The sequence below is a fragment of the Burkholderia sp. MS455 genome (genome assembly GCF_016899445.1).
Classification (GTDB): domain Bacteria; phylum Pseudomonadota; class Gammaproteobacteria; order Burkholderiales; family Burkholderiaceae; genus Burkholderia; species Burkholderia pyrrocinia_C.
The window spans coordinates 291726-312691 of record NZ_CP041777.1 but is presented as its reverse complement, the minus strand read 5'-3'; the positions used below and the strand labels follow the sequence as shown (position 1 = coordinate 312691).

The following is a 20966-nucleotide window of genomic DNA, read 5'->3' as shown; positions in this document are numbered from 1 at the left end:
GTACGCGCCGAAGCCGGTGCCAGGCCTGTCGCTGTTCATACCACTGCGACTGCGTCGAGGCGCGAACCGAATCCAGCCGCCCCCTTTTACCCGGCAGCCCGTCGACAGGGGCGATCCACACTGCTTCGCGATCCTGATGACGATGCTCGGGAGGATGTCTCGCGACATGCCGGGAAGGGGCCGCCCGATCGCCCCCTTGCGCGCTTTGTACGGTTTCGTACCGCATCGGCCGTTCGTCGCGTGTAGCGTCTCAAACATGCCGGCCGTCCGAGGGGACGCGATCGGCAGGAATCGTTCCGCATCGGCGGACGAACGGCTGGATGCCACCGCACGGCAGGCATGTCAGCGGAATCACCGACGTGCCGGGCATGGATCTGGCGAGGACATCATGTTGCGAAGCATCCGAAGGTTGCATGGAGACACGGTTCGAGCGAAGGACGGCGATATCGGGCGCATCCATCAGGCTTACTTCGACGACGACAACTGGTGCATCCGTTACCTCGTCGTCGAGACGGGGGACTGGCTGCACGACAGGCAGGTACTGATCTCGCCGTATTCCGTCACGCATGCCGATCCCGAAACGCGCACGCTATACGTCAGCCTCACGCAACAGCAGGTGAGGGACAGCCCGAATCTGGACACGCACAAGCCGGTATCGCGCCAGCACGAGATCGAGTATCTGCGGTACTACAACTACCCGACTTACTGGGGCGGCCCGAACCTTTGGGGGATGGGCGCGTACCCGGCTTTCGATCCCGCGGGGCCGTCGCAGGACCCTGAAGCAGGCGACCCGCTTTTCTCGCACACCGCGCCGGCCAGCGCACCGGCGGATACGCATCTGCGCAGCACCGGCGAGGTCGACGGATATCGGCTCGAAGCCACGGACGGGCATATCGGTCACGTGTCCGACTTCATTTACGACGATAAAGCGTGGGTGATCCGCTATCTGGCGATCGACACGTCGAGCTGGTGGTCGACCGGCAAGGAAGTGCTGATCGCGACTCACTGGCTCGACCAGGTGGACTGGTCGACGAAAACGGTATCGACCACGCTCGCGCGCGATGCAATCCGCCGGAGCCCTCTATACGACGACTCGCAGCTCGTTCATCGAAGCTACGAAATCGAGTTGCACGAGTTCTACGGCAAGCACGGATATTGGAACGGAGACCGATAACGGAAACCGATAACGCAGCCCCGCGCAATCGGCAGCCAACGCAACCCGATCCCGTGCGGGATATGGCGTGACCGGACGCCAAGGAGCATCCGCATGACCTCAACCTGTTTCCCGTCGACCGAAGATTCGACACTCGATGCGCTCTGTGTCAATACGCTGCGCTTCCTGTCGATCGATGCCGTGCAGAAAGCGGCGAGCGGCCATCCGGGCTTGCCGCTCGGCGCCGCGCCGATGGCCTATGCGTTATGGACGCGCCATCTCAAGCATCACCCCGCCAATCCGGCATGGCTCGATCGCGATCGCTTCATCCTGTCGGCCGGACATGGTTCGATGCTGTTGTACAGCCTGCTTCACCTGACTGGCTACGATCTGGCACTCGACCAGATCGAGCGCTTCCGACAATCGGGCAGCCTCACGCCCGGTCATCCGGAGCGCGGCCTCACGCCGGGTGTCGAGACGACGACCGGCCCGCTCGGCCAGGGCTTCGCCAACGCCGTCGGCATGGCGATAGCGGAAGCGCAACTCGCCGCGCGCTACAACCGTCCCGGCTTCGAGATCGTGGATCACCACACCTATGCACTCGTCAGCGATGGCGACCTGATGGAAGGCGTCGCGGCGGAGGCGGCATCGCTTGCCGGCCATCTGCAGCTCGGCAAGCTGATCTGCCTGTACGACGACAATCGGGTCGCGCTGTCCGCCGGCACCGCGATCACCTTTACCGAAGATCGCGCGCGACGGTTCGACGCCTACGGCTGGCATACCGAAACGGTCGACGACGGCAACGACCTGGCCGCCATCGACGCGGCGCTGGTCAACGCACGTGCCGAGCAGTCGCGTCCATCGTTGATCCTCGTGCGCACGCATCTCGGCTATGGCTCGCCCAACCGGCAAGACACGTACCAGGCACACGGATCGCCGCTCGGCGACGCCGAGGTGCGCCTGACCAAGCACAACCTCGGCTGGCCGCCCGACCCCGCGTTTCATATCCCCGCACCGGCGCTCGCGCATTTTCGTCGCGCGCTGACGGAGGGACGAGTACGGGAAGAGCACTGGAACGCGCGGTTCGCAGCCTATGCGCGCGCGTTTCCCGAGCTGGCGGAGATGCTGCTGAATACGGCGCGCGGCACGCTGCCCGACAGGTGGGACCGCGATATCCCGGTCTTTCCGGCCGATCCGAAAGGCATGGCGACGCGGGTCGCATCCGGCAAGGTGCTGAATGCCCTCGCCTCCCGCGTACCTTCGCTGGTCGGCGGATCAGCCGATCTGAATCCATCCACTTTCACCGCACTGACCGGGCTCGGCGATTTCGAGGCCGCCGGCATGAACGCGCTTGACCGGCAAGGCTCCGAAGGCGGCGGCTGGAGCCGCAGCGGCCGCAATCTGCATTTCGGCGCGCGCGAGCATGCGATGGGCGCGATCCTGAACGGCCTGGCGACCCACGGCGGCATCCTGCCGTTCGGCGCGACCTTCCTGATCTTTTCCGACTACATGCGTCCGCCGATCCGGCTTGCCGCGTTGATGCGCCTGCAGGTGATCTATGTGTTCACGCACGACAGCCTCGCGGTCGGCGAGGACGGTGCGACGCATCAGCCGGTAGAGCAGCTCGCCGGCCTGCGCGCAATCCCGGGCCTGCTGGTGATTCGACCGGCGGATGCCAACGAGACGGCCGTCGCGTGGCGTGTGGCGCTCGAAGCCCGCGAGCGGCCGACGGCGCTGGTCCTGACTCGCCAGGACGTGCCGACCATCGATCGCCTCCGGTTCGCGCCGGCCGAAGGCTTGCAGCGCGGCGGCTACGTGCTGGCCGATGCCCCCGATGGACGCCCCACGCTGATCCTGATCGCGACGGGCTCGGAAGTCGGGCTCGCGCTGGCGGCGCACGCCGAGCTGCTCGCGCGCGGCGTGGCGGTTCGGGTCGTGTCGCTGCCCTGCTGGAGATTATTCGACGCTCAGCCGCAGCCGTATCAGGATGCCGTGCTGCCGCCGTCGGTCGGTGCGCGGCTGGCGATCGAAGCGGGCGTGTCGCAGGGCTGGCACCGCTATGTCGGCGATCGTGGCGACGTGCTCGGCGTCGCATGCTTCGGCGCGTCGTCCCCGGGCGCCGAGCTGATGCGCGATTTCGGCTTCACCGTCGAGAACGTCTGCGACCGCGCGCTGAAACTGCACGCGTGATCCGCGGGCGGCCGGTGCGCCTATCAGGCGCTCGGGCCGCCGCCGGCACGCACCCCTGCCAGGGACGATCGGCGCGATACTAGGCGATGAGTGCGGGGGCGTCGACGCCACATGGCGACCTGCGCTCGACACGCGGCGAGCGCGACGTTATCCATGCAAGGGATTCAACGTGACCGAAACCATCGGATGCCTCATCTTCGGAGCCCTGCTGATTTTCATGGGACTCATCGGATCGTCGCTCAAGCGCCTGCCGCTGAGCGCGGCCATGGTGTATCTCGGGATCGGCTTTCTGATCGGACCGGCCGGTACCGGTTTCCTGTCGATGACATTGCCGGATGACGTCACGCACTTGCGCATCGCCGCCGAAATCGGCTTGCTGATCTCGCTGTTCGCGATCGGCCTGAAGCTGCGTGTCCCGCCCGCCGATCCCCGCTGGATGCTGCCGCTGCGGCTCGGCGTCGTCGCGATGATCTTCACCGTCGCGTCGATCGCCGTGCTCGGCGTGCTGGTGTTGCATTTGAGTCTCGGCGTCGCGGTACTGCTGGGCGCGATGATCGCGCCGACGGACCCGGTACTTGCTCATGACGTCGGCGTGCGCGACGCGGGCGATGTCGAGCTGGTGCGTTTTTCGTTGTCCGGCGAAGGGGGGATCAACGACGGCACGGCCTACCCGTGCGCGGTGCTCGGCCTGCTTTTGTGCGGCTCCGGCACGACGTCGGCGCTTCACTGGAGCATGGTCGGCGGCATTGCATGGGGCATCGCATCCGGCGTGGGCACCGGCTGGCTGTTCGGCTTCGTCACCGCCCGGCTCGTCGCATTCCTGCGCAGTCGTCACGGACAGGCGCTCGGCTTCGAAGGGTTCTTCGCGCTGGGCCTGATCATGCTGTCGTACGGCGTGACGCTCGCCATTCATGGCTACGGGTTCCTGGCCGTATTCGCCGCGGGCGTCGCGATGCGGCGCGTCGAGCATCGAACGAGCGGCCGGAAGACGCCGAAGGAGACGGTCGGCGTCGTGGACAGCGAGGATGTCGAGGCCACTGCCACCGATCCCGACAAAGCCCATGCCTTCGTCGCGGAATCGGTCATGGGGTTCACGGCCGAGCTGGAACACATCGCCGAAGCCGTGCTGATCCTGCTGATCGGCGCGCTCGTCTCCCGCTATTGGGCCGATATGCTCACCTGGACGGGCGCGGCCGTGGTCGCGACACTGCTGTTCGTCATCCGGCCGGCAACCATCCAGCTCGCGCTGATCGGCTCCCGCGCGTCGCACCGCCAGCGCCGGCTGATCAGCTGGTTCGGCATTCGCGGCGTGGGTTCCCTGTATTACCTGATGCTGGCGCTCGAGCAAGGGCCGCGTGCGGAACTGTTGCCGCTGGTTTCGTGGGTACTGGCCATCATCGCCGTGTCGATCGTGCTGCACGGCATTTCGGCAGCGCCGCTCATGCGTCGTTATGCGTGAGATCCATCGCGGGCGCAGTGGCACGATACGTGCCTCGGTCGAACGGTTTGGCGCGATGCCCCCCCCGACACGCAAGGTGCCGGGCGGCCGTCTTTCCATGAACCTGCAGCATCGATGATGTCCCGCGTCACAGCCTGCCCAGCAGCATCAGGATGAGCAACACGACCAATACCAAGGACGGACGCGGGCGTGGAGTCTGTCCGCCAACGTACCGGACGCACGCGGGCCCGCGCGGACATCGCCGCAAATCTCCTGCCTGCCGATCTGGAGTGACGCCAACCGCCACTGCACGGCATCGTACCGACTTCCCCCTTTCGCTCGCCCATTCTGTGTCGGCACGCATTCGCGGCATTGGTCGATATCGATACGCAGTACGCTCCAGTCAGGAGGATCTATGAAACATCATTCAGGCACGACACTTGATCAACGCGATCAGGCTACCCGGCAAAAGCAGCGGGAAGATCTCGCCCGCGCCGACATCGAACGGTCCGAAAAGCGCACCCGCGATGCCGCCGGCATCAACTCCAACGCGAGCAAGTGGCGTTATTCGCGTCCCGACAATCGGGCGAGATAAGCGGCGCGCGGCGCAACGCGCCTCACGGCCTCCACGAGGCCAGGCCGGCGTTCAGCCGCCATATCGCGAACCGTGCGTGGCCAGTGGGCTAGCTCGTCACGTTGTGCAGCACGTTGCCGCCCGCCACTCGACCTGTCAACGGGCCGATGATCGCGGGTGCTGCGTGCAATGTTCGCCACCCTGCTTTTTCGTGAGGGGCCCGGTTCAGTGGAGATGTCCTCCGAACAGCCCGAGCAACCCGATGACGATCAGGTAGATCGCAACGATGTAATTCAACAGACGTGGCACCACCAGAATCAGAATGCCGGCAATCAGCGAAACCAGCGGGCCCGCGCTCGTGAGAATGTTCATACGCCCTCCGCAAGATTGAAAACAACACACGAATACAAAACCGCCCGGCCTCCGCCGCTGATTTCAGCGACCTGAGCCGGGTGACCTTCGTGCCTTCGAGCGTCACGCCGGCCATTCACCCGTTGTGCGTCAGCCCGATCGAACCGGTCGTGGTGCTGTCTTACCCCACGGTACTGCCGCCGACGCGCAGCGGGCCTTCACCCACCGGCCGCCGACGAAAAGACCGGCCGCGATGACTGATGGGAATACCAGCACGTTGCGTGCCTTGCCGGCGAGTTCGCGCGAGTCTTTGGCTGTCGTGTAAAGGCGAGCAAGGGTCGATGCGACGCCAGCATCAATGGTGCGACGTTTGTCGATCTGGTGGCCACGGGCATCGGATGCGTCGCCGGTCAGACCGATAGCCAGGAACGATCCGGGCGTACATCCCATAGAAATATTCGTCACGCCATGATTCGCCCCGGGTGGCTCGTGAATACCCTGATGCCGTACATAGGCGAATACGGGACGAAAGCGCACCAAGCGTGTAAAAAAGACAATATGGACAACCCATCTTCGCGGCGATTCGCGTACGGCATCGTACCGACTTCCGTCACGATGGCGCGCAGGGTGTCTTCGGGCACCCTGATTTTCCGGCGCTAAAGCGCCCGATACGAAGCTTCGATGGTTCCGGGTTTCGTACCGGTGAAACAGGCGACCAATGTCAAGGAGCAGTGTCATGAACAGGGATCAGGTGAGAGGCCGCATCGCGGAAGCAAAAGGCAAACTGAGGGAAGTGGTCGGCAAGGTCATGGGAAATCGAGTGACCAGAATGCAGGGCAAGGTCCAGCAGGTCGTCGGAAAGACACGAGCGTCGTTCGGCGACGCGAAAGAGCAATTCAAGAAGCGGCCGTAGGGTGTTGGCGCGAACCGCTCCGAAGCGCCGCGCGATCGAGCAAGGTGCCGCGGACTCGCCGGGTGTTGATGGCGCACGTACGCATCCGGCGAGATCCGTTTCCCAGCCGACCGTCACGATCCTTCAGTGGGTCGGGTGTCGTCGCTGTGCGCGGCCGCAAGTGGTTTGTGCTGCTCTGCTCCCACGCCGGGAAAGAACGCATCCCACGCATCCCGGACACCTTTCGCTGCGGTCGCATCCGCGGCAATCGTCTCCTGGTCGCCCGACTTGGCCGGATCGGAGCGCAAGCCTCGCCAATGCGTAAAGGTGAGCACCGGCTTTTCCGTCCATTCGCCGGCGCCAAACTTCGCAAATGCCGTGTCTCCGCTCACCAGTCGCACCTCATACCATCCGTCGCGAACAGGCGCATATCGGTTCAGCGTAAACCATCGTGTAGATTGGATTTTCATCATTGCCTCACTTGTCCATGGAGCGTTGTACGCGACAAAACTCCCGTCTCGTCCGGTCGACGCGTGCGCGCTTCTTAATAATCGGCGCACCGATTCAGCCACAGCCGGCCTGCGGCCGTCATATTGATCGATCCGCCGGTGCGCGACTCGTATGCGAGCCCGTGATTCAACAGTTCATTGGCTATGGCGCGTGGTATATCGGCTTGGGAATCCGGAATTCGATCAAGCGATTTGAGGGTCTCGACGACCTCGGGTGAAAGTGGGATGCACATGGCGGCCTCCTCGGTATCGAGTTCATCTTGAACCGGACGACACGCGCGGGTCTGTACGGTATCGACTATTTGGAAGTCGCACTCTTCAGAAACCGCATTGCAGCCGGGCCATTTTCCCGCATCGAAAATATGATTCGGCATCCGATGTTTTTATTGCGTAACCGGTATCTGACGCGCACACTACAGATACATGCCCGTTTTTTTCGAAGCATCGGCGCCCTTGAATCCGTCGGCGCCAACGATTGCTCTGTCAGGAGCACATCATGACCATCCCCACTCTCGAATATCGCGGACGTGAACTGCGTGTCTATTCGCAAATCCTGTTCCCGCCGTTCGGCGACCCCCACGCCCCGGGCCCGAAGCGATTCGGTTCGATCGTGCGCATCGATACGATCCCGGCGACCTCGGCAACGGCGCCGCGTTACTCGACCATTTTCGAGCATGGCGCTCCGCCGACGGCGGCGCTGGCACTCGACCTGGCGATGCAATTCGGCAAGGACATCGTGGATGGCAAGATCGCTCCCGCAGCGATCTGATTCGTCCGCCGCATCCGGCTCGACGCCGCGTCTCGCGACGCGAGCACACCTAGCACACCTCACTCCGGAGGATCCATGAAATATCATTCAGGCACCTCGATCGATCGGCGCGATGACGCGACCCGGCAAAAGCAGCGGGACGATCTGACCCGTGCCGACGTCGAACGCGCCGAGAAGCGCATCCGCCAGAATGCCGGCATCAATTCCAATGCGAGCAAGTGGCGTTATTCGCGTCCCGACAATCGGGCGAGATGAGCGGCAGATGCGCAGCGCGCACTGTTGCACGTCGGCCGCGCATGGCAGGCCACCGGCGTGCCAGGATCACGCATACCGGCGCAGGCGCATCGAGAAATCGGCGATCGCCTTGATGCCGCTCTGCTCCGCGCAACGGCACCAATCCTGCAACTGAGCCAGCAATTGCTCGTGCGATGCGTGCGACCACGTCCATAGCTCGAGCAATGTCTCGTACATATCCACGTACACGCGTATTCGCCGGTTGGCACTGGTGCTCGTCAGCGCACGCAGATCGGGCTTGTCCCGATGGCCCCAGGCCTGGCGCAGCCAGCGTTTCATGCCGAGCGCAAACGCGCGCTTGTCGTCGCGGCTCATGTCCTTGATGCGGCGCAGCTCCCGCCGGCAGGCGGGTTCGAGCATGCGCGCATAGGCGGCCATCACCGCATGCCGGTTGCGGATGACCGCTTGCAGCGTGGCGTCGTCGGGCACTGCCTTGTTCGGGAGCAGCCGCGGCTTCGTCGCGACTCGCCGAATCGTCGCCAGTCTCAACGCCGCCAGCAGGCGGATGTACAGCCAGCCGATGTCGAACTCGAACCAGCGGTTCGACAGCCTGGCGGACGTCACGTATGCGTGGTGATTGTTATGCAGTTCTTCTCCGCCGATCAGGATGCCCAGCGGGAACAGGTTGGTGCTCGCATCGGACGTCGCGAAATTCCGATATCCGCTGAAATGGCCGCAACCATTGACCACGCCGCCGGCCCAGAACGGAATCCACATCATCTGGATCGCCCACGCCGCGACGCCGGGCAACCCGAACAGCGCGACGTCGATCACGGCCAGCAGCCCGACGCCGAGATTCGGATAGCGGGCATAGACCTGGCGTTCCAGCCAGTCGTCCGGCGTGCCCGATCCGTATCGGCGCAGCGTTTCCTCGTTCCGCACTTCCGCACGGTACAGTTCCGCACCGCGAAGCAGCACGGTCGCGAGGCCGCGGGTTCGCGGGCTATGCGGATCTTCCGGGGTCTCGCTCCTCGCGTGATGCTTGCGATGCACCGCGACCCACTGCGTGGTCAGCATGCCGGTCGTCAACCACAGCCAGAACCGGAAGAAGTGACTGACGCCCGGGTGCAGATCGAGCGCCCGGTGCGCCTGACAGCGGTGCAGGTACACGGTCACGCTGATGATGGTGACATGCGTGAGCGCGAGCACGACCCACGCAAGCTGCCACCAGGACAGCCTCAGCTCACCGTTCAGGAGAAATGCCGACATACCGGTCGCACTCCGGGTCACGCTCGTATCCGCGCGCGCTTCGTCGTGACGGCGCGTGCGCGTGCCGATTCCCTGCCCTTCGGCCGGCCTATTTCCCGACCTGATTGCCGACCACCCCGCCGACGGCCGCGCCGCCAACCGTGCCCAACGCACTGCCGCCCGTCAGGACCGCACCGGCGACGCCGCCGACACCCGCCCCGATCACCGTATCCGTTCCGCGGCGAGACATACCGCCGCAACCTGCCAGCACCACAATCGCCATCGTGACTATCGCCATCTCGACTGCCACTGAATGTAGCTTTCTCATGATCATCTCCTCGGGTTGCCGCTGCGCCGTCCGATCCGGCCCGACGCATGGAAGCCCATGCGCTGACATCTCGATGGAATTCGAAACATCGGTTCATGATCGGACGTAATTCGCGCGCAGTCCGTCCGCTAACGTACCGGCCCGAGCGCCAACCTGCCGCCTCACAGCAGCACCGCCTGTGCGGCCCCCAGCGTCACGACCACGCTGTGACGCCGACCGTCGTCCACGAGCCGCACCGCCGCTTCGCCGGCGGCGAGCCGCGCGCCATCCACGACGAGACGCGACACGCCGCTGCTGACGTCGTCCGGATTCTCGACGACGATGTCGTAGTGCGACGCCCCATGGCGCAACGTTGCCCTGAAGCCCGGCCAGGATCGCGGGATGCACGGTTGAATGGATAGCCTGTCGCCATGCCTGCGCAGGCCGAGCAGGCCTTCGACGCCCGCGCGATACAGCCAGCCCGCCGAACCGGTGTACCAGGTCCATCCGCCCCGGCCGACATGCGGCGCGACCGAATAGACGTCGGCGGCGGCCACGTACGGCTCCACCCGATAGCGATTCGCGCCGCTGCGCGTGCGGCTGCGATTGACCGGATTGAGCATCGCGAACAGATTCGCGGCGCGATCGCCGTCGCCCATTTGCGCGAACGCAAGCACCGACCACGTGGCGGCATGCGTGTACTGGCCGCCGTTTTCCCGGATGCCCGGCGGATAGCCCTTGATATAGCCGGGATCGACCGGCGAACGATCGAACGGCGGCGCGAACAGCAACGCCAGGCCATCGTCGCGGCGGATCAGCCGCGCTTCCAGCGCGCCCATCGCCTGCGCGGCGCGCGCCGGGTCCGCCGCGCCCGACAGCACGCTCCACGACTGCGCGATCGCGTCGATCGAACATTCGGCGCTGCCGACCGAGCCGAGCGGCGTACCGTCGTCGAAGTAGCCGCGCCGATACCACTCGCCATCCCATCCCGCATCGGCGAGCGCATCGCGCAACGCGCCGGCGCGCGTCAGCCAGCGCGCCGCCAGTTCGCCCAAGCCGCGCGCCGTGGCGAGCGGCGCGAACGCCGTGAGCGTTGCATGCAGGAACCACCCGAGCCAGACGCTTTCGCCCCGCCCGGCCTCGCCGACCCGGTTCATGCCGTCGTTCCAGTCTCCGGTGCCGATCAACGGCAGGCCATGCTCGCCGACATGCGCGAGGCTGGACTCCAGCCCGCGCGCGCAATGCTCGAACAGCGACGCGCTCGTTTCCGAGATGCGTGGGACGAAGAACGCGTCCTGCTCGTCGGCGGCCAGCGGTCGCCCGTCGATGAACGGGATCGACGCATCGAGAATCGCCCGGTCGCCGCTGACGTCGACGTAGTGCGCGACCGCATGGGCGAGCCAGACGCGATCGTCGGAGATCCGCGTGCGTACGCCGCTGCCGCTTTCCGGCAGCCACCAGTGCTGCATGTCGCCGTCCGGAAACTGGCGCGCCGCCGCCCGCAGCAGATGCTCGCGCGTCAGCGCCGGGCGGGCGGCCGCGAGCGCCATGCCGTCCTGCAGCTGGTCGCGAAAGCCGTACGCGCCGCTGGCCTGATAGAAGCCCGCGCGCGCCCAGATCCGGCTCGACAGCGTCTGGTACAGCAGCCAGCGGTTCAGCATCAGATCCATCGCGCGGTCCGGCGTCTCGACCTGGAGCGCGCCGAGCGTCTCGTCCCAGAACGCCGTCACGGCAGCGAATATCGCATCGAGATCCGCCTGACGGTAATGCTCGATCAACTGTCGCGCCGTTGCCGCATCGGCGCCTTCGCCGAGCAGCAAGACGATTTCGACGCTATCGCCGGGTTCGAGATCGACCGTGGTCTGCAACGCGGCACACGGGTCGAGCCCGGCGCCGACGCGGCCCGACAGCGGCGACGCGCCGATGCGGCCCGGGAAACCGGCGGGATCGCCCAGGACGCCATTGCGGCCGATGAACTCGCGCCGGTCCGCGCTCCAGGAAGTTTGCAGGCCGCACAGATCGGCGAACGCCACCCTGCCGCGATACGCCTGGCTCCAGTCGTTGCGGGCAAACAGCGCGCCGGTGGGCGGATCGATCTCGCTCGCGGTGTGCGGCGCCGCGACGCTGCGCGACGCGCCCAGCGCCCACTCCGCATAGGTTGCGACGGACAGCCGGCGGGGCCGGTCCGACAGGTTGCGCAGGGTCAGGCGGGAAATCTTGACGGGATCGGCCAGCGGCACGAACTGCAGCAATTCGACGGCGACCTCGGCGGCGGTATGCGCAAACCGGCTGTAGCCCTGACCATGACTCGCCACGAACGGAGTCGCACCCGGCGCATCGTCGCCGATCGAGTTCGCCTGCGGCCCCCAGCGCATGCCGGTTTCGTCGTCGCGGACATAGAACACCTCGCCGGGCGGATCGGTGACCGGGTCGTTCGACCACGGCGTCAGCGGATGCTCGCGGCTGTTCGTCACCCAGGTATAGCCGCCCCCTTCCGCCGAGCTCAGGAAGCCACACGACGGGTTCGCGACCACGTTGACCCACGGCATCGGCGTGCATTGACCGGGCTGCAGGATCACGACGTATTCGCGCCCGCCGCGCGCGAAACCGCCGATGCCGTTGAAGTATTCGAGACCGGTGCCGGCCTGCGCCCCCTTCGGCGGCAGTAACGCGGGCGGCGGCAGCGGCGGGCGCGCGGCATCCGCGCGGGCGGGCAGCGGTGAACCCGCGAGCCGTCGCAACTGGTCCACCAGCCGGCCGTTGCGCGCGGCGAGCACGGCTCGCGCGGCCGACGGAAACAGCGCGCGCGCCGCCGCCGCCATCAGGTCGTCGCGCAGCACGAAAATACTGCCGCGCCCGGCTTCGCCCGGCTGCTGCCGGGCCCGCACCAACCCCTCGAGCGCCGCCTGCAAATCCTGAACATACGACGACGCGCGCTGGTTGACGATGACCAGATCGACCTCGAGCCGCTTCATCCGCCAATACTCGTGCGCGCGGATCAGCTGCCGCACCATGGCGATGTGCTCGATGTCGTCGATCCGCACCAGCAGGATCGGCAGATCCCCCGATACGCCGTGCGTCCATAGCGGCGACGCGCCCACGCCGCCCGCCGCCGACACCGCCGCCGCATGGCGCAGCAGTGCGGCGGAACCCGGCCGCATCGACGCATCGCTGTAGAGCATGTATCCGGCCAGTTGCTGGAACAACGCGGCCTCGTCGAGGCTCACCGCGCTATGCCGCAGTTGCACCTGCGCCTGGGTCCACGCGAGCATCGCCGCACGCGCGAACGATTCGCCGTCGCGATGCTTGTCGACCAGGTCGAGCAGCTGCGCGCGCGAATCCGCGACGATGGTCCAGTAGACGACGCTCGCCTTCGCGCCCGGCTCGATGCGCAGACGCCGCCGCAACGCGAACGCCGCGTCCAGCACCGCGCCTTCGCAAGCGCCCAGCGCACGCCGTTCGGTCAGCGCAAGCGGCAGTCGAACGCCGCGTCCGCGCCCGATGAAGCGCAATCGATCGGTGTCGAATTCTTCCGCGCCGACGGTTTCGCCGGACGTCACCGCCAGATGGGCGGCCCAGACCTCCGCCTCGTTCGGCGCGCGCTTGCGCCGCGTCGCCAGAATCGCGCCGGACGCCGGCACGTACTCGGTCTCGATGAACAGTTTCGAGAACGCGGGATGGGCGTGATCGGCGGCGGGCGGCGCGAGCACGATTTCCGCGTAGGACGTGAATTCGATCACGCGGGCCCGGGCGCCCGCATTGGCCACCGATACCCGCCGCACCTCCGCGTCGTCCTCGGCGGACACCACCACCTCGAGCGACGTCGTCAAGGTGCCGTCGCGCCGCACGAACTCGGCGCGATCCTCGGTGAACGTCACTTCGTAGCTGTCCGGCACCACGCCGGTGGGCTGCCATGCGGCCGACCAGACGTCGCCGCTGTCGACGTCGCGCAGATACAGGTAGCTGCCCCAATCGTCGCGCGTCGCGTCTTCCCGCCAACGCGTGACGGCCAGATCGTCGCGGCGGCTGTAGCCGGAACCCGCGGCCGTGAGCATCACGGCGTAGCGGCCGTTGGACAGCAGATGCGTGACGGGCGCGGGATCGTCCGCCGACAGCACGCGCCGCGCGACGCCGGCATCGATGCCATGCATCCTGCCGGCCGGGCTCGCGTCGGCCCGCGGCCGCCCTGCCGCGACCCGGCCCGGTACCCGCTCCTGCAACAGCAGCTCGGTAGCGCGGACGGCCGGCTCGCCGTGGAAGAACGCGCGAATGCGCCCGCCCAGCAGCGCATTGGCGATCGACACGATCGACATGCCCTGGTGATGCGCCATGAACGCCCGCACGATGGCCACCGGCATGCCTTCCGGCACGCGCGCGGGCGTGTAGTCGAGCGCTTCGTAGAAGCCGAAGCGCCCGCACGCGCCGGCCGCGCGCAGCCGCTCGAAGTTGCGCGCGGCGGCGTCCGGCGCGACCATCGCCGCGAGCGCGGTCGCATAGGGCGCGACCACCAGATTCTGGTCGAGATCGCGCTTGAGCCCCAACTCCGGCACGCCGAAGCTCGAATACTGATAGGTCAGCTCGATGTCGCGCGTGTTGTACGCCGATTCCGACATGCCCCACGGCAGGCGCAGCCCGTCGCCATAGGCGATCTGCCGCCGCACCACCAGGTGATTGGTACGCGCGAGCAGGCTGCTGTCCGGCGCGCGCATCACCAGCGACGGCATCAGGTATTCGAACATCGATCCCGACCACGAGATCAGCGCCGCGCCGTGCCCGATCGGCGTCGCCAGGCGGCCGAGCCGGAACCAGTGCCGCGCCGGGACATCGCCCTTCGCGATCGCGACGAAACTCGCCAGGCGGGCCTCCGACGCCAGCAGATCGTAGTTGCCCGGATCGAGCCGTCCGTCAGCCACCGCATAGCCGATCGACAGCAGATTCCGCACCGGGTCGAGCAGAAAGCCGAACTCCATCGCATAGGCCATCTGCAACGCGGTATCGGCCAGCGCATGAAGACGCTTGTTCAACACGTCCGCTTCGTCCGGCGTGCGCGTCGCGTCGCGGCAATGCCCCTGCACCGCGTGCTCGAGCGCCTGCGCCCAGAACAGCACGTCGTCGACGTCGCCGCCCCGCACCCGGCCGACCTCGTCCATCAGCGCGCGCGCGACATCGGCGACCGTCGCGGCGAGGATCGTGATCGCAGGCCATTCCGTCGCGGCGCGGCCGTCCGCTGCACCGTCGTCTCCGGCCGGTGCGGCGAGCGTCTCCTCCAGCTCGGTCGCGGCCCGCTCGAATTCGCCGTGCAAGGCCGTCCGGGCGTCGCCATCCCGACACACGGCCCTGCGCAACAGCGCCAGCGTATCGCCGACTCCTTCGTGCGCGGCCTGCCGCCCCACGCCGGCGGGCTGATTCGCCCACGCGCGGCAACCGTTGCCGAGCGCGATCAGGTGGCCGGCGAGATTGCCGCTGTCGACCGACGACACGTACCGCGGCTCGAGCGGCCGCAGGTCACGGGTGTCGTACCAGTTATAGAAATGGCCGCGATAGCGCGACATCAGCCGCATCGTCGCGAGGGTCGCCTCCAGCCGCGACACCGCGTCCAGCGTGCCGAGCCAGCCGAACTCGCGGGCGCTGACGGTGGACAACAGGTACAGCCCGATATTGGTGGGCGAAGTCCGGTGCGCGCCAACGGGCTTCGGGTCCTCCTGGAAATTGTCCAGCGGCAGCATCTGATCGTCGGCCGTCACGAAGGTCTCGAAATAGCGCCAGGTCCGGCGCGCGTCGCGCCGCAGCTGGCGCGCATCGTGCGGCGCCACCGCCAGCTCGCCCGCCGGCCGCGGTGCGCGGCTCAGCCAGTAGGCGATCGCGGGCGCCGCGAGCCAGACCAGCGCGAACGGAGCGGCCAGCCAGCCCGCATGACGATCGAAGCGCCAGCCCGCCAGCAGGCTGGCGGCCGCGGCAAGCAGCGCGAGCGTCACGCCGCCGCGCATTTGCAGATAGGTGAGCGCCAGGGTCCGCCGGTCGCGCGCGCCGGCTTCGGCCGCCGTGGTCCATTCGAGCAGATGGCGGCGGCTGATCCCCACGCGAAACAGCGTGCGCGCGATCGCGTCGCCCATCGACCATGCCTGCTGCGGCAGCATGACGATCGACAGGCCGAACCGCGTCAACGCGAACTGCAGCTCCGTCGCCCACGCATGGAGCACGCTGCGCGTGGTCATCTTCACATGCGTGCGCCGCCAGCGCGGCACCAGCCCGCTCAAGACGGGCAACAGGAACGGCAGCGCGATCGTCACCAGCACGAACGCGCTCCACGCGAGCGACACGGGCAGCGGCAGCATCCATCCGGCCAGCAGCGCGACCAGCATGGCGGGCGCAGTGAGCGTGCGGCGCAGGTTGTCCAGCATCTTCCAGCGGCCGACCGCCGTCAGCGGTTCGCGGCCGAAAATCAACCACGGCAGGAGTTGCCAGTCGCCGCGCGCCCATCGGTGCAGGCGTCCCGCCGCGACGTCGTAGCGGGACGGCGATGCTTCGACGACCTCGATATCCGACGCCAGCCCGGCCCGCGCGAATATGCCTTCGAACAGATCGTGACTGAGCACCGTGTTCTCCGGCACGCGGCCGGCGAGCACCGCCTCGAACGCATCGACGTCGTAGATGCCCTTGCCCGCATACGAGCCTTCGTCGAACAGGTCCTGATAGACATCCGATACGGCCGACACGTAAGGATCGATGCCGTGCGCGCTCGACGACACGCGCTGGAACAGCGAGCCCTCGTCGCCGCTCGCGAGGGACGAAGTCACGCGCGGCTGGAGCACGCCGTAGCCCTCGACGATGCGCCGGCTCGCCGAGTCGAATACCGGCCGGTTGAGCGGGTGCGCCATCTTGCCGACCAGGCGGCGCACGGTATCGCGCAGCAGCCGCGTATCGGCATCGAGCGTGATCACGTAGCGCACGTCCGGCGGCACGTGCGGCGGCCGGCCTTCCGGCGCAATGAACGACGTGTCGGACGCCCCGCGCAGCAACCGGTTCAGCTCGTGCAGCTTGCCGCGCTTGCGCTCCCAGCCCATCCAGCACCGTTCGCCGTCGTTCCACACGCGCTTGCGGTGCAGCAGCAGAAAACGCTCGCCTTCGCCCGGCGCCGCCGGATAGAGGCCATTCAACCGGTCGATGCCCGCCGCCGCGGATGCCAGCAGCCCGTCGTCGCTGTCGGCGTGCGGAGTGGGCGCGTCCACCCAGTCGGAGAGCAATGCGAAGTACAGCGCGCCGTTGGGGCTCGCCAGATGATGAATTTCCAGTTGCTCGATCTGCTCGGCGAGCGCCGCTTCCGTCGTCAGCAGCACCGGCACGGCGACCATCGTGCGCAGGCCCGGCGGGATGCCGTCGAGCAACGCGAGGCCGGGCAGGATGTTCGCGCCGACATCGCGCATCACGCTGCGATTGACGAGCGCGAGCGCGGCATCGAGCGCGGGCAGCAGGCCGGCCAGGCCGAGCCAGATCAGCCAGTGGCCGGGCGGTTCGACGCGCGCGAGCCACGCCATCATGCCTGCCAGCAGCAGTGCGGCGATCAGCCCGGTACGGCCGAGATAACCGCCGAGACCGGCGTGGCGTGTCAGACGCCGCAACCACAGCGCAACGGGCGGCCGATAGCCGATCTCCGCTTCGAGCGCGGCGCGGCCGTCCGCCAGCAGGTAGTAACCGGGGTCGGTCTCGCGGCCCGGCACCGCGCCGGCGGCCGGCGCGCGGGCTGCCGCATCGGCGACGACGCGCCGGGCAATCTCGAGCTCGCTGACCGGCGCGCCGCGCGCAAGCGCTTCGACCGCGTCGCGATACAGGTTGCGCGTGGGGAAATCCATCTCCGCGAAGCCCGGGTGGCTGCGCAGCACCTGATCGACCAGGCTGATGCGCTCGAACAGATCGGTCCAGTCCACCTCCGAAATCAGCCGCATGCTGGTGATCACGTTGCGCACGGTCAGGCTAGCGGCGCCCTGCTGATGGTTGACGGACGCAACGATCTGGTCCGGCGTCGCGCCGCGCGCCGCCAGGTGCCGATGCAGCCACGCCAGTGCCGGCGCGACGGCAGGATCGGGATCATGCAGCCGCTGAATCAGCTGCACCGCGAACGCATCGTGCAATACGGCCTGCTCATAACGGGCGACGAGCGGCGCCGTCTCGACCCGCGCCTGCCCGCCTTCGCCGAGCAGGCGATCCGCGAGCGCGTCGGCGTCGAGCCGCGCGCGCCGGTCGTCGATGATCTGATCCGCGAGCCGCCGCAGGTTTTCGATCAGCACGATCCGCAGCGTGATCGCCACCGCCCACAGTTCGCCGATCGTCAGCGGTTCCACGGCCTGATAGGCAAGCATGAAACGGCATAGCGCATCGGGATCGAAACGACTGTCGGTATGGGCGACGAATGACCAGTTGATCCCGAACACGCGCGGATAACCGGCGAACGGGCCGTTGCTCAGTTTGGGCAGTTGCCGGTAATAGCGAGGGGAAAGATCGTCGCGGATCTGCCGTACCTGTTCCGCGACAAGATAGTAGTTGTCGAGTAGCCACTCCGCCGCGGGCGTGATTTCTTCTCCGCGCGCGTCCGCGGCCACCGTGTTCCGGTAGGCCTTCAGCAGATGATCCGCGTTGTCCTTCAGCCGTGCGGCCAGCGAGGGGCCCGACGCCGCACCGGGCAACACCTTCTGCGCGCGAGCCAGGCTGCCCGCATGCTGCGCGAGTCGCTCGTCGCCGAAAAACTCCTCGCGAATCGGCCGGGCATTGCTCCATGGCGAGGTCCGGCGTCGCGAAACGCGCGCAACATGAATCTTCAAGAGACGTCCTCCCAGATGGCCGCACCGCTCGGCCACGCGCGCCCGGGCCGTCAAACCGCTTCCGACAGCGATGTCGCGACGGGTTCGCCACGCAACCCGCCGTGCTGCGCGGACCGGTCGGCGGCGTGCTCGCACGCCATCGACACGAACGCATCGCGTGTCGTATGCAGCGCGCCCGCCGTCCGATCGATGTCGTGCACGATGCGCTTCGGCAGGCACAGCTCGATCCGCACGGAACTCGACGTCATCCGAGTCAGGTCGATGTCGAAGAAGCGCCAGATCCCGTCGCCGGCATCGACCGCCGACGCCTGCAATACGGACATGTCCGTGGTCGGCGGCGGAACGAGACGCGCGGACCGGTCATAACGGGCCATGACCCGTTGCGCGACGGCCGCCTGCAACTCGCCATACGAGTCGCCCTCCACGTCGACTTCGGGAAAATCCGGAAGCGCGCCGCGATAGCGGGGATTCCCGTGCCGCGTGATATAGATCGGATATTTCATGAACCGCTCCAGACAGAAGAATGCGCCGAACGTCATCGTGCATCGCGACGGCCCGATGAGTCGGTACGCTGAAGAACAGTCTTCGGGGCAGGTTTCGTGGTGACTTGCCCGCCGCGCACGCACCGGGTCGCCGGATGCGGCGCGATCCGCGCGTGGCAAGCGCAACACGCCCGATCCACGTACGGCACCGTACCGATGATTTGCACGGCGATCGAGCGCGTTGCTCGCATCAGGCGCGCCGGCCCCTCCGTTGCCAGCACGCCCGGGACGCCCCGGGATGCGGCGCGCTTCATCACGCACGCGTGAGGTTGTTGCCATCGAAGCGGAGCGTCACCGTGAATCCCGTCACACTCGTTCGATCTGCCGCGCTCATCCTCGCGGCATTCTCCGTCGGCGCGTGGGGCTGCCTGTGTCTCGCGGCCCCAACGCGTCATCGACGCGGTCCTCGTCGCGCTCGTGCTGTCCATGCGGGTCGCCAACGTCCGGCATAAGTTCGCAATCCTTCGGATTGGCAAGATGCAGAGCGACTTGCCGGAACCTATCGCGGGGCGTATGGTTTATTTCTCTGTCGCCCTTTTCCGGGAGATATCAAAATGGCTGCCATGCAATCCGCGGCCACGCCCCTCTCCGACGAGGAAGCCCGGCGCCAGTTGCGCCGTGCCGTCATAGCCAGCACGATCGGCACCACGATCGAATGGTATGACTTTTTCCTCTACAGCACGGTCACCGGCCTGGTCTTCGCAAAGCTGTATTTCCCGCAGTCCCATCCTCTCGTCGGCACACTGCAGGCGTTCCTGATCTATGCCGTCGGCTTTGTCGCGCGACCAGTCGGCGCCGCGATCTTCGGCCACTACGGCGACCGCATCGGACGCAAGGCCACCCTGATCGTGACCCTGCTGCTGATGGGGCTCGCCACGTTCGCCGTGGCCTTCGTCCCGACCTACGCGACGATCGGCATCTGGGGCGCCGTTCTCCTCACGGTGCTGCGCTTCATTCAGGGCGTCGGCGTCGGCGGCGAATGGGGCGGCTCGGTCCTGATGTCGATGGAGTGGGCGCGCACCAATGCGCATCGCGGCTTCGTCGCGTCGTGGCCGCAGTTCGGCGTGCCGGCGGGATTGTTCCTCGCCAACCTCGCCGTGCTCGCCATGAGCTGGCTTTCCGGCAGCAGTTTCCTCGCGTGGGGCTGGCGCGTGCCGTTTTTCCTCAGCATCCTGCTGGTCGCGATCGGGCTCTATATCCGCCTGAATATTCTCGAGACGCCGATCTTCGCGAAGCTGCTGGCCGAGCGCCGGATCGAGAAGACGCCGATGCTCGAAGTGCTGCGCAAGCAGCCGAGGGATATCGTGCTGTCGGCGTTTGCGCGGATGGCCGAGCAGGCGCCGTTCTATATCTTTACGGCGTTCGTGTTCACTTACGGGATCACGGCACTCGGCGTCACGCGCGAACTGCTGCTGACGGCGGTGCTGGTTGCATCCGTGGTCGAATTCGTCACCATCCCGCTGTTCGGGCACGTGTCGGATCTGATCGGGCGGCGGCGGATGTACATGATCGGTGCAGCTGCCGTCGGTGTGTTCGGATTCCTCTACTTCGCGATGGTCGACAGCCGGAATCCGGTATGGATCTTCGCGGCCATCGTGCTGTCGCTGGTCCCGCATTCGATGATGTACGGGCCGCAGGCTGCGTTGATTGCCGAGTCGTTTACCGGGCGGTTGCGATACAGCGGTGCGTCGATGGGTTATCAGCTCGCTTCGGTCATCGCAGGCGGCCCGGCACCGCTGATCGCGACGGCGCTGTTTGCCTACTACCACTCGGGGTATGCGATCGCGGTGTACGTGCTGGTATGTGCGGTGCTGAGCCTGGTCGCCGCATCGAAGCTCGGGGACTACACGAACAAGGATATTTCGCGGGAATACGACGAGGCGCGGGATCTGGGGGATCATGGGCACGCGCCGCCGGTGACCTGACGGCTCGGCCGCGCGCCA

At 66.8% G+C, this 20966-nt stretch carries 16 protein-coding genes; 8 read left to right on the top strand and 8 right to left on the bottom strand.

Annotation, left to right across the window (positions count from 1 at the left end; genetic code table 11):
- Nucleotides 1-388 precede the first annotated feature (388 nt).
- From FPJ27_RS01295 to FPJ27_RS01280, 4 genes are all read left to right on the top strand, one after another.
- Entirely contained in the window at nt 389-1174 is a 786-nt protein-coding gene (locus tag FPJ27_RS01295; RefSeq protein ID WP_204421126.1) for a PRC-barrel domain-containing protein, read from the top strand.
- 93 nt (nt 1175-1267) lie between these two features.
- Nucleotides 1268-3343 carry a transketolase gene (gene tkt, locus FPJ27_RS01290; RefSeq protein WP_204421125.1) on the top strand — a complete coding sequence of 692 codons (2076 nt, stop codon included), beginning with the start codon at nt 1268-1270 and terminating at the stop codon, nt 3341-3343.
- Nucleotides 3344-3512: 169 nt separating this feature from the next.
- Nucleotides 3513-4802 carry a cation:proton antiporter gene (locus tag FPJ27_RS01285; RefSeq protein ID WP_204421124.1) on the top strand — a complete coding sequence of 430 codons (1290 nt, stop codon included), beginning with the start codon at nt 3513-3515 and terminating at the stop codon, nt 4800-4802.
- Between the two features lie 394 nt (nt 4803-5196).
- Nucleotides 5197-5376: a hypothetical protein gene (locus tag FPJ27_RS01280; RefSeq protein ID WP_072439650.1), complete on the top strand. Its 180-nt coding sequence runs from the start codon at nt 5197-5199 to the stop codon at nt 5374-5376.
- 204 nt (nt 5377-5580) lie between these two features.
- On the opposite strand, the gene FPJ27_RS01275 is transcribed toward FPJ27_RS01280, so the two are convergent.
- Nucleotides 5581-5727 (bottom strand): DUF3096 domain-containing protein, encoded by a 147-nt coding sequence (locus FPJ27_RS01275; RefSeq protein ID WP_072439647.1) that lies wholly within the window; start codon nt 5725-5727, stop codon nt 5581-5583.
- 129 nt (nt 5728-5856) lie between these two features.
- Nucleotides 5857-6444 (bottom strand): hypothetical protein, encoded by a 588-nt coding sequence (locus FPJ27_RS36200; RefSeq protein ID WP_239483160.1) that lies wholly within the window; start codon nt 6442-6444, stop codon nt 5857-5859.
- On the opposite strand from FPJ27_RS36200, the gene FPJ27_RS01265 reads away from it, so the two are divergent.
- The gene (locus tag FPJ27_RS01265) at nt 6443-6619 is read left to right on the top strand and encodes a CsbD family protein (protein ID WP_204421123.1); all 177 of its coding nucleotides are present in this window, start codon (nt 6443-6445) and stop codon (nt 6617-6619) included. The genes FPJ27_RS36200 and FPJ27_RS01265 overlap by 2 nt on opposite strands.
- A 113-nt stretch (nt 6620-6732) precedes the next feature.
- Here FPJ27_RS01265 and FPJ27_RS01260 read toward each other — a convergent pair whose 3' ends face one another.
- Together FPJ27_RS01260 and FPJ27_RS36195 are read right to left on the bottom strand one after the other, a co-directional pair.
- Nucleotides 6733-7068 (bottom strand): hypothetical protein, encoded by a 336-nt coding sequence (locus FPJ27_RS01260; protein WP_072439848.1) that lies wholly within the window; start codon nt 7066-7068, stop codon nt 6733-6735.
- Nucleotides 7069-7142: 74 nt separating this feature from the next.
- Nucleotides 7143-7481 (bottom strand): hypothetical protein, encoded by a 339-nt coding sequence (locus FPJ27_RS36195; RefSeq protein WP_239483159.1) that lies wholly within the window; start codon nt 7479-7481, stop codon nt 7143-7145.
- A 122-nt stretch (nt 7482-7603) separates the two neighbouring features.
- Between FPJ27_RS36195 and FPJ27_RS01250 the strand changes: the two genes are divergently transcribed.
- Entirely contained in the window at nt 7604-7876 is a 273-nt protein-coding gene (locus FPJ27_RS01250; protein ID WP_204421122.1) for a hypothetical protein, read from the top strand.
- A 75-nt stretch (nt 7877-7951) separates the two neighbouring features.
- Nucleotides 7952-8131, top strand: a complete 180-nt coding sequence (locus FPJ27_RS01245) for a hypothetical protein (RefSeq protein WP_204421121.1) — start codon at nt 7952-7954, stop codon at nt 8129-8131.
- Between the two features lie 66 nt (nt 8132-8197).
- On the opposite strand, the gene FPJ27_RS01240 is transcribed toward FPJ27_RS01245, so the two are convergent.
- From FPJ27_RS01240 to FPJ27_RS01225, 4 genes are all read right to left on the bottom strand, one after another.
- The gene (locus FPJ27_RS01240) at nt 8198-9379 is read right to left on the bottom strand and encodes a fatty acid desaturase (protein ID WP_204421120.1); all 1182 of its coding nucleotides are present in this window, start codon (nt 9377-9379) and stop codon (nt 8198-8200) included.
- An 88-nt stretch (nt 9380-9467) separates the two neighbouring features.
- The gene (locus FPJ27_RS01235) at nt 9468-9692 is read right to left on the bottom strand and encodes a glycine zipper 2TM domain-containing protein (protein WP_175962997.1); all 225 of its coding nucleotides are present in this window, start codon (nt 9690-9692) and stop codon (nt 9468-9470) included.
- 155 nt (nt 9693-9847) lie between these two features.
- The gene (locus FPJ27_RS01230; RefSeq protein WP_204421119.1) at nt 9848-18481 is read right to left on the bottom strand and encodes a glucoamylase family protein; all 8634 of its coding nucleotides are present in this window, start codon (nt 18479-18481) and stop codon (nt 9848-9850) included.
- A 50-nt stretch (nt 18482-18531) separates the two neighbouring features.
- Complete coding sequence (locus tag FPJ27_RS01225; RefSeq protein ID WP_204421118.1) at nt 18532-18984, bottom strand: type II toxin-antitoxin system HicB family antitoxin; 453 nt, start codon at nt 18982-18984, stop codon at nt 18532-18534.
- 593 nt (nt 18985-19577) lie between these two features.
- Between FPJ27_RS01225 and FPJ27_RS01220 the strand changes: the two genes are divergently transcribed.
- The gene (locus FPJ27_RS01220) at nt 19578-20948 is read left to right on the top strand and encodes an MFS transporter (protein ID WP_034182297.1); all 1371 of its coding nucleotides are present in this window, start codon (nt 19578-19580) and stop codon (nt 20946-20948) included.
- Nucleotides 20949-20966: the final 18 nt, after the last annotated feature.

What these genes read in the sequence shown, in the direction of transcription:
- FPJ27_RS01295 (WP_204421126.1), top strand. Translation starts at nt 389, where the DNA reads ATGTTGCGAAGCATCCGAAGGTTGCATGGAGACACGGTTCGAGCGAAG.
- tkt (WP_204421125.1), top strand. Translation starts at nt 1,268, where the DNA reads ATGACCTCAACCTGTTTCCCGTCGACCGAAGATTCGACACTCGATGCG.
- FPJ27_RS01280 (WP_072439650.1), top strand. Translation starts at nt 5,197, where the DNA reads ATGAAACATCATTCAGGCACGACACTTGATCAACGCGATCAGGCTACC.
- FPJ27_RS01275 (WP_072439647.1), bottom strand. Translation starts at nt 5,727, where the DNA reads ATGAACATTCTCACGAGCGCGGGCCCGCTGGTTTCGCTGATTGCCGGC.
- FPJ27_RS01265 (WP_204421123.1), top strand. Translation starts at nt 6,443, where the DNA reads ATGAACAGGGATCAGGTGAGAGGCCGCATCGCGGAAGCAAAAGGCAAA.
- FPJ27_RS36200 (WP_239483160.1), bottom strand. Translation starts at nt 6,444, where the DNA reads ATGACACTGCTCCTTGACATTGGTCGCCTGTTTCACCGGTACGAAACC.
- FPJ27_RS01260 (WP_072439848.1), bottom strand. Translation starts at nt 7,068, where the DNA reads ATGAAAATCCAATCTACACGATGGTTTACGCTGAACCGATATGCGCCT.
- FPJ27_RS36195 (WP_239483159.1), bottom strand. Translation starts at nt 7,481, where the DNA reads ATGCCGAATCATATTTTCGATGCGGGAAAATGGCCCGGCTGCAATGCG.
- FPJ27_RS01250 (WP_204421122.1), top strand. Translation starts at nt 7,604, where the DNA reads ATGACCATCCCCACTCTCGAATATCGCGGACGTGAACTGCGTGTCTAT.
- FPJ27_RS01245 (WP_204421121.1), top strand. Translation starts at nt 7,952, where the DNA reads ATGAAATATCATTCAGGCACCTCGATCGATCGGCGCGATGACGCGACC.
- FPJ27_RS01240 (WP_204421120.1), bottom strand. Translation starts at nt 9,379, where the DNA reads ATGTCGGCATTTCTCCTGAACGGTGAGCTGAGGCTGTCCTGGTGGCAG.
- FPJ27_RS01235 (WP_175962997.1), bottom strand. Translation starts at nt 9,692, where the DNA reads ATGATCATGAGAAAGCTACATTCAGTGGCAGTCGAGATGGCGATAGTC.
- FPJ27_RS01225 (WP_204421118.1), bottom strand. Translation starts at nt 18,984, where the DNA reads ATGAAATATCCGATCTATATCACGCGGCACGGGAATCCCCGCTATCGC.
- FPJ27_RS01220 (WP_034182297.1), top strand. Translation starts at nt 19,578, where the DNA reads ATGGCTGCCATGCAATCCGCGGCCACGCCCCTCTCCGACGAGGAAGCC.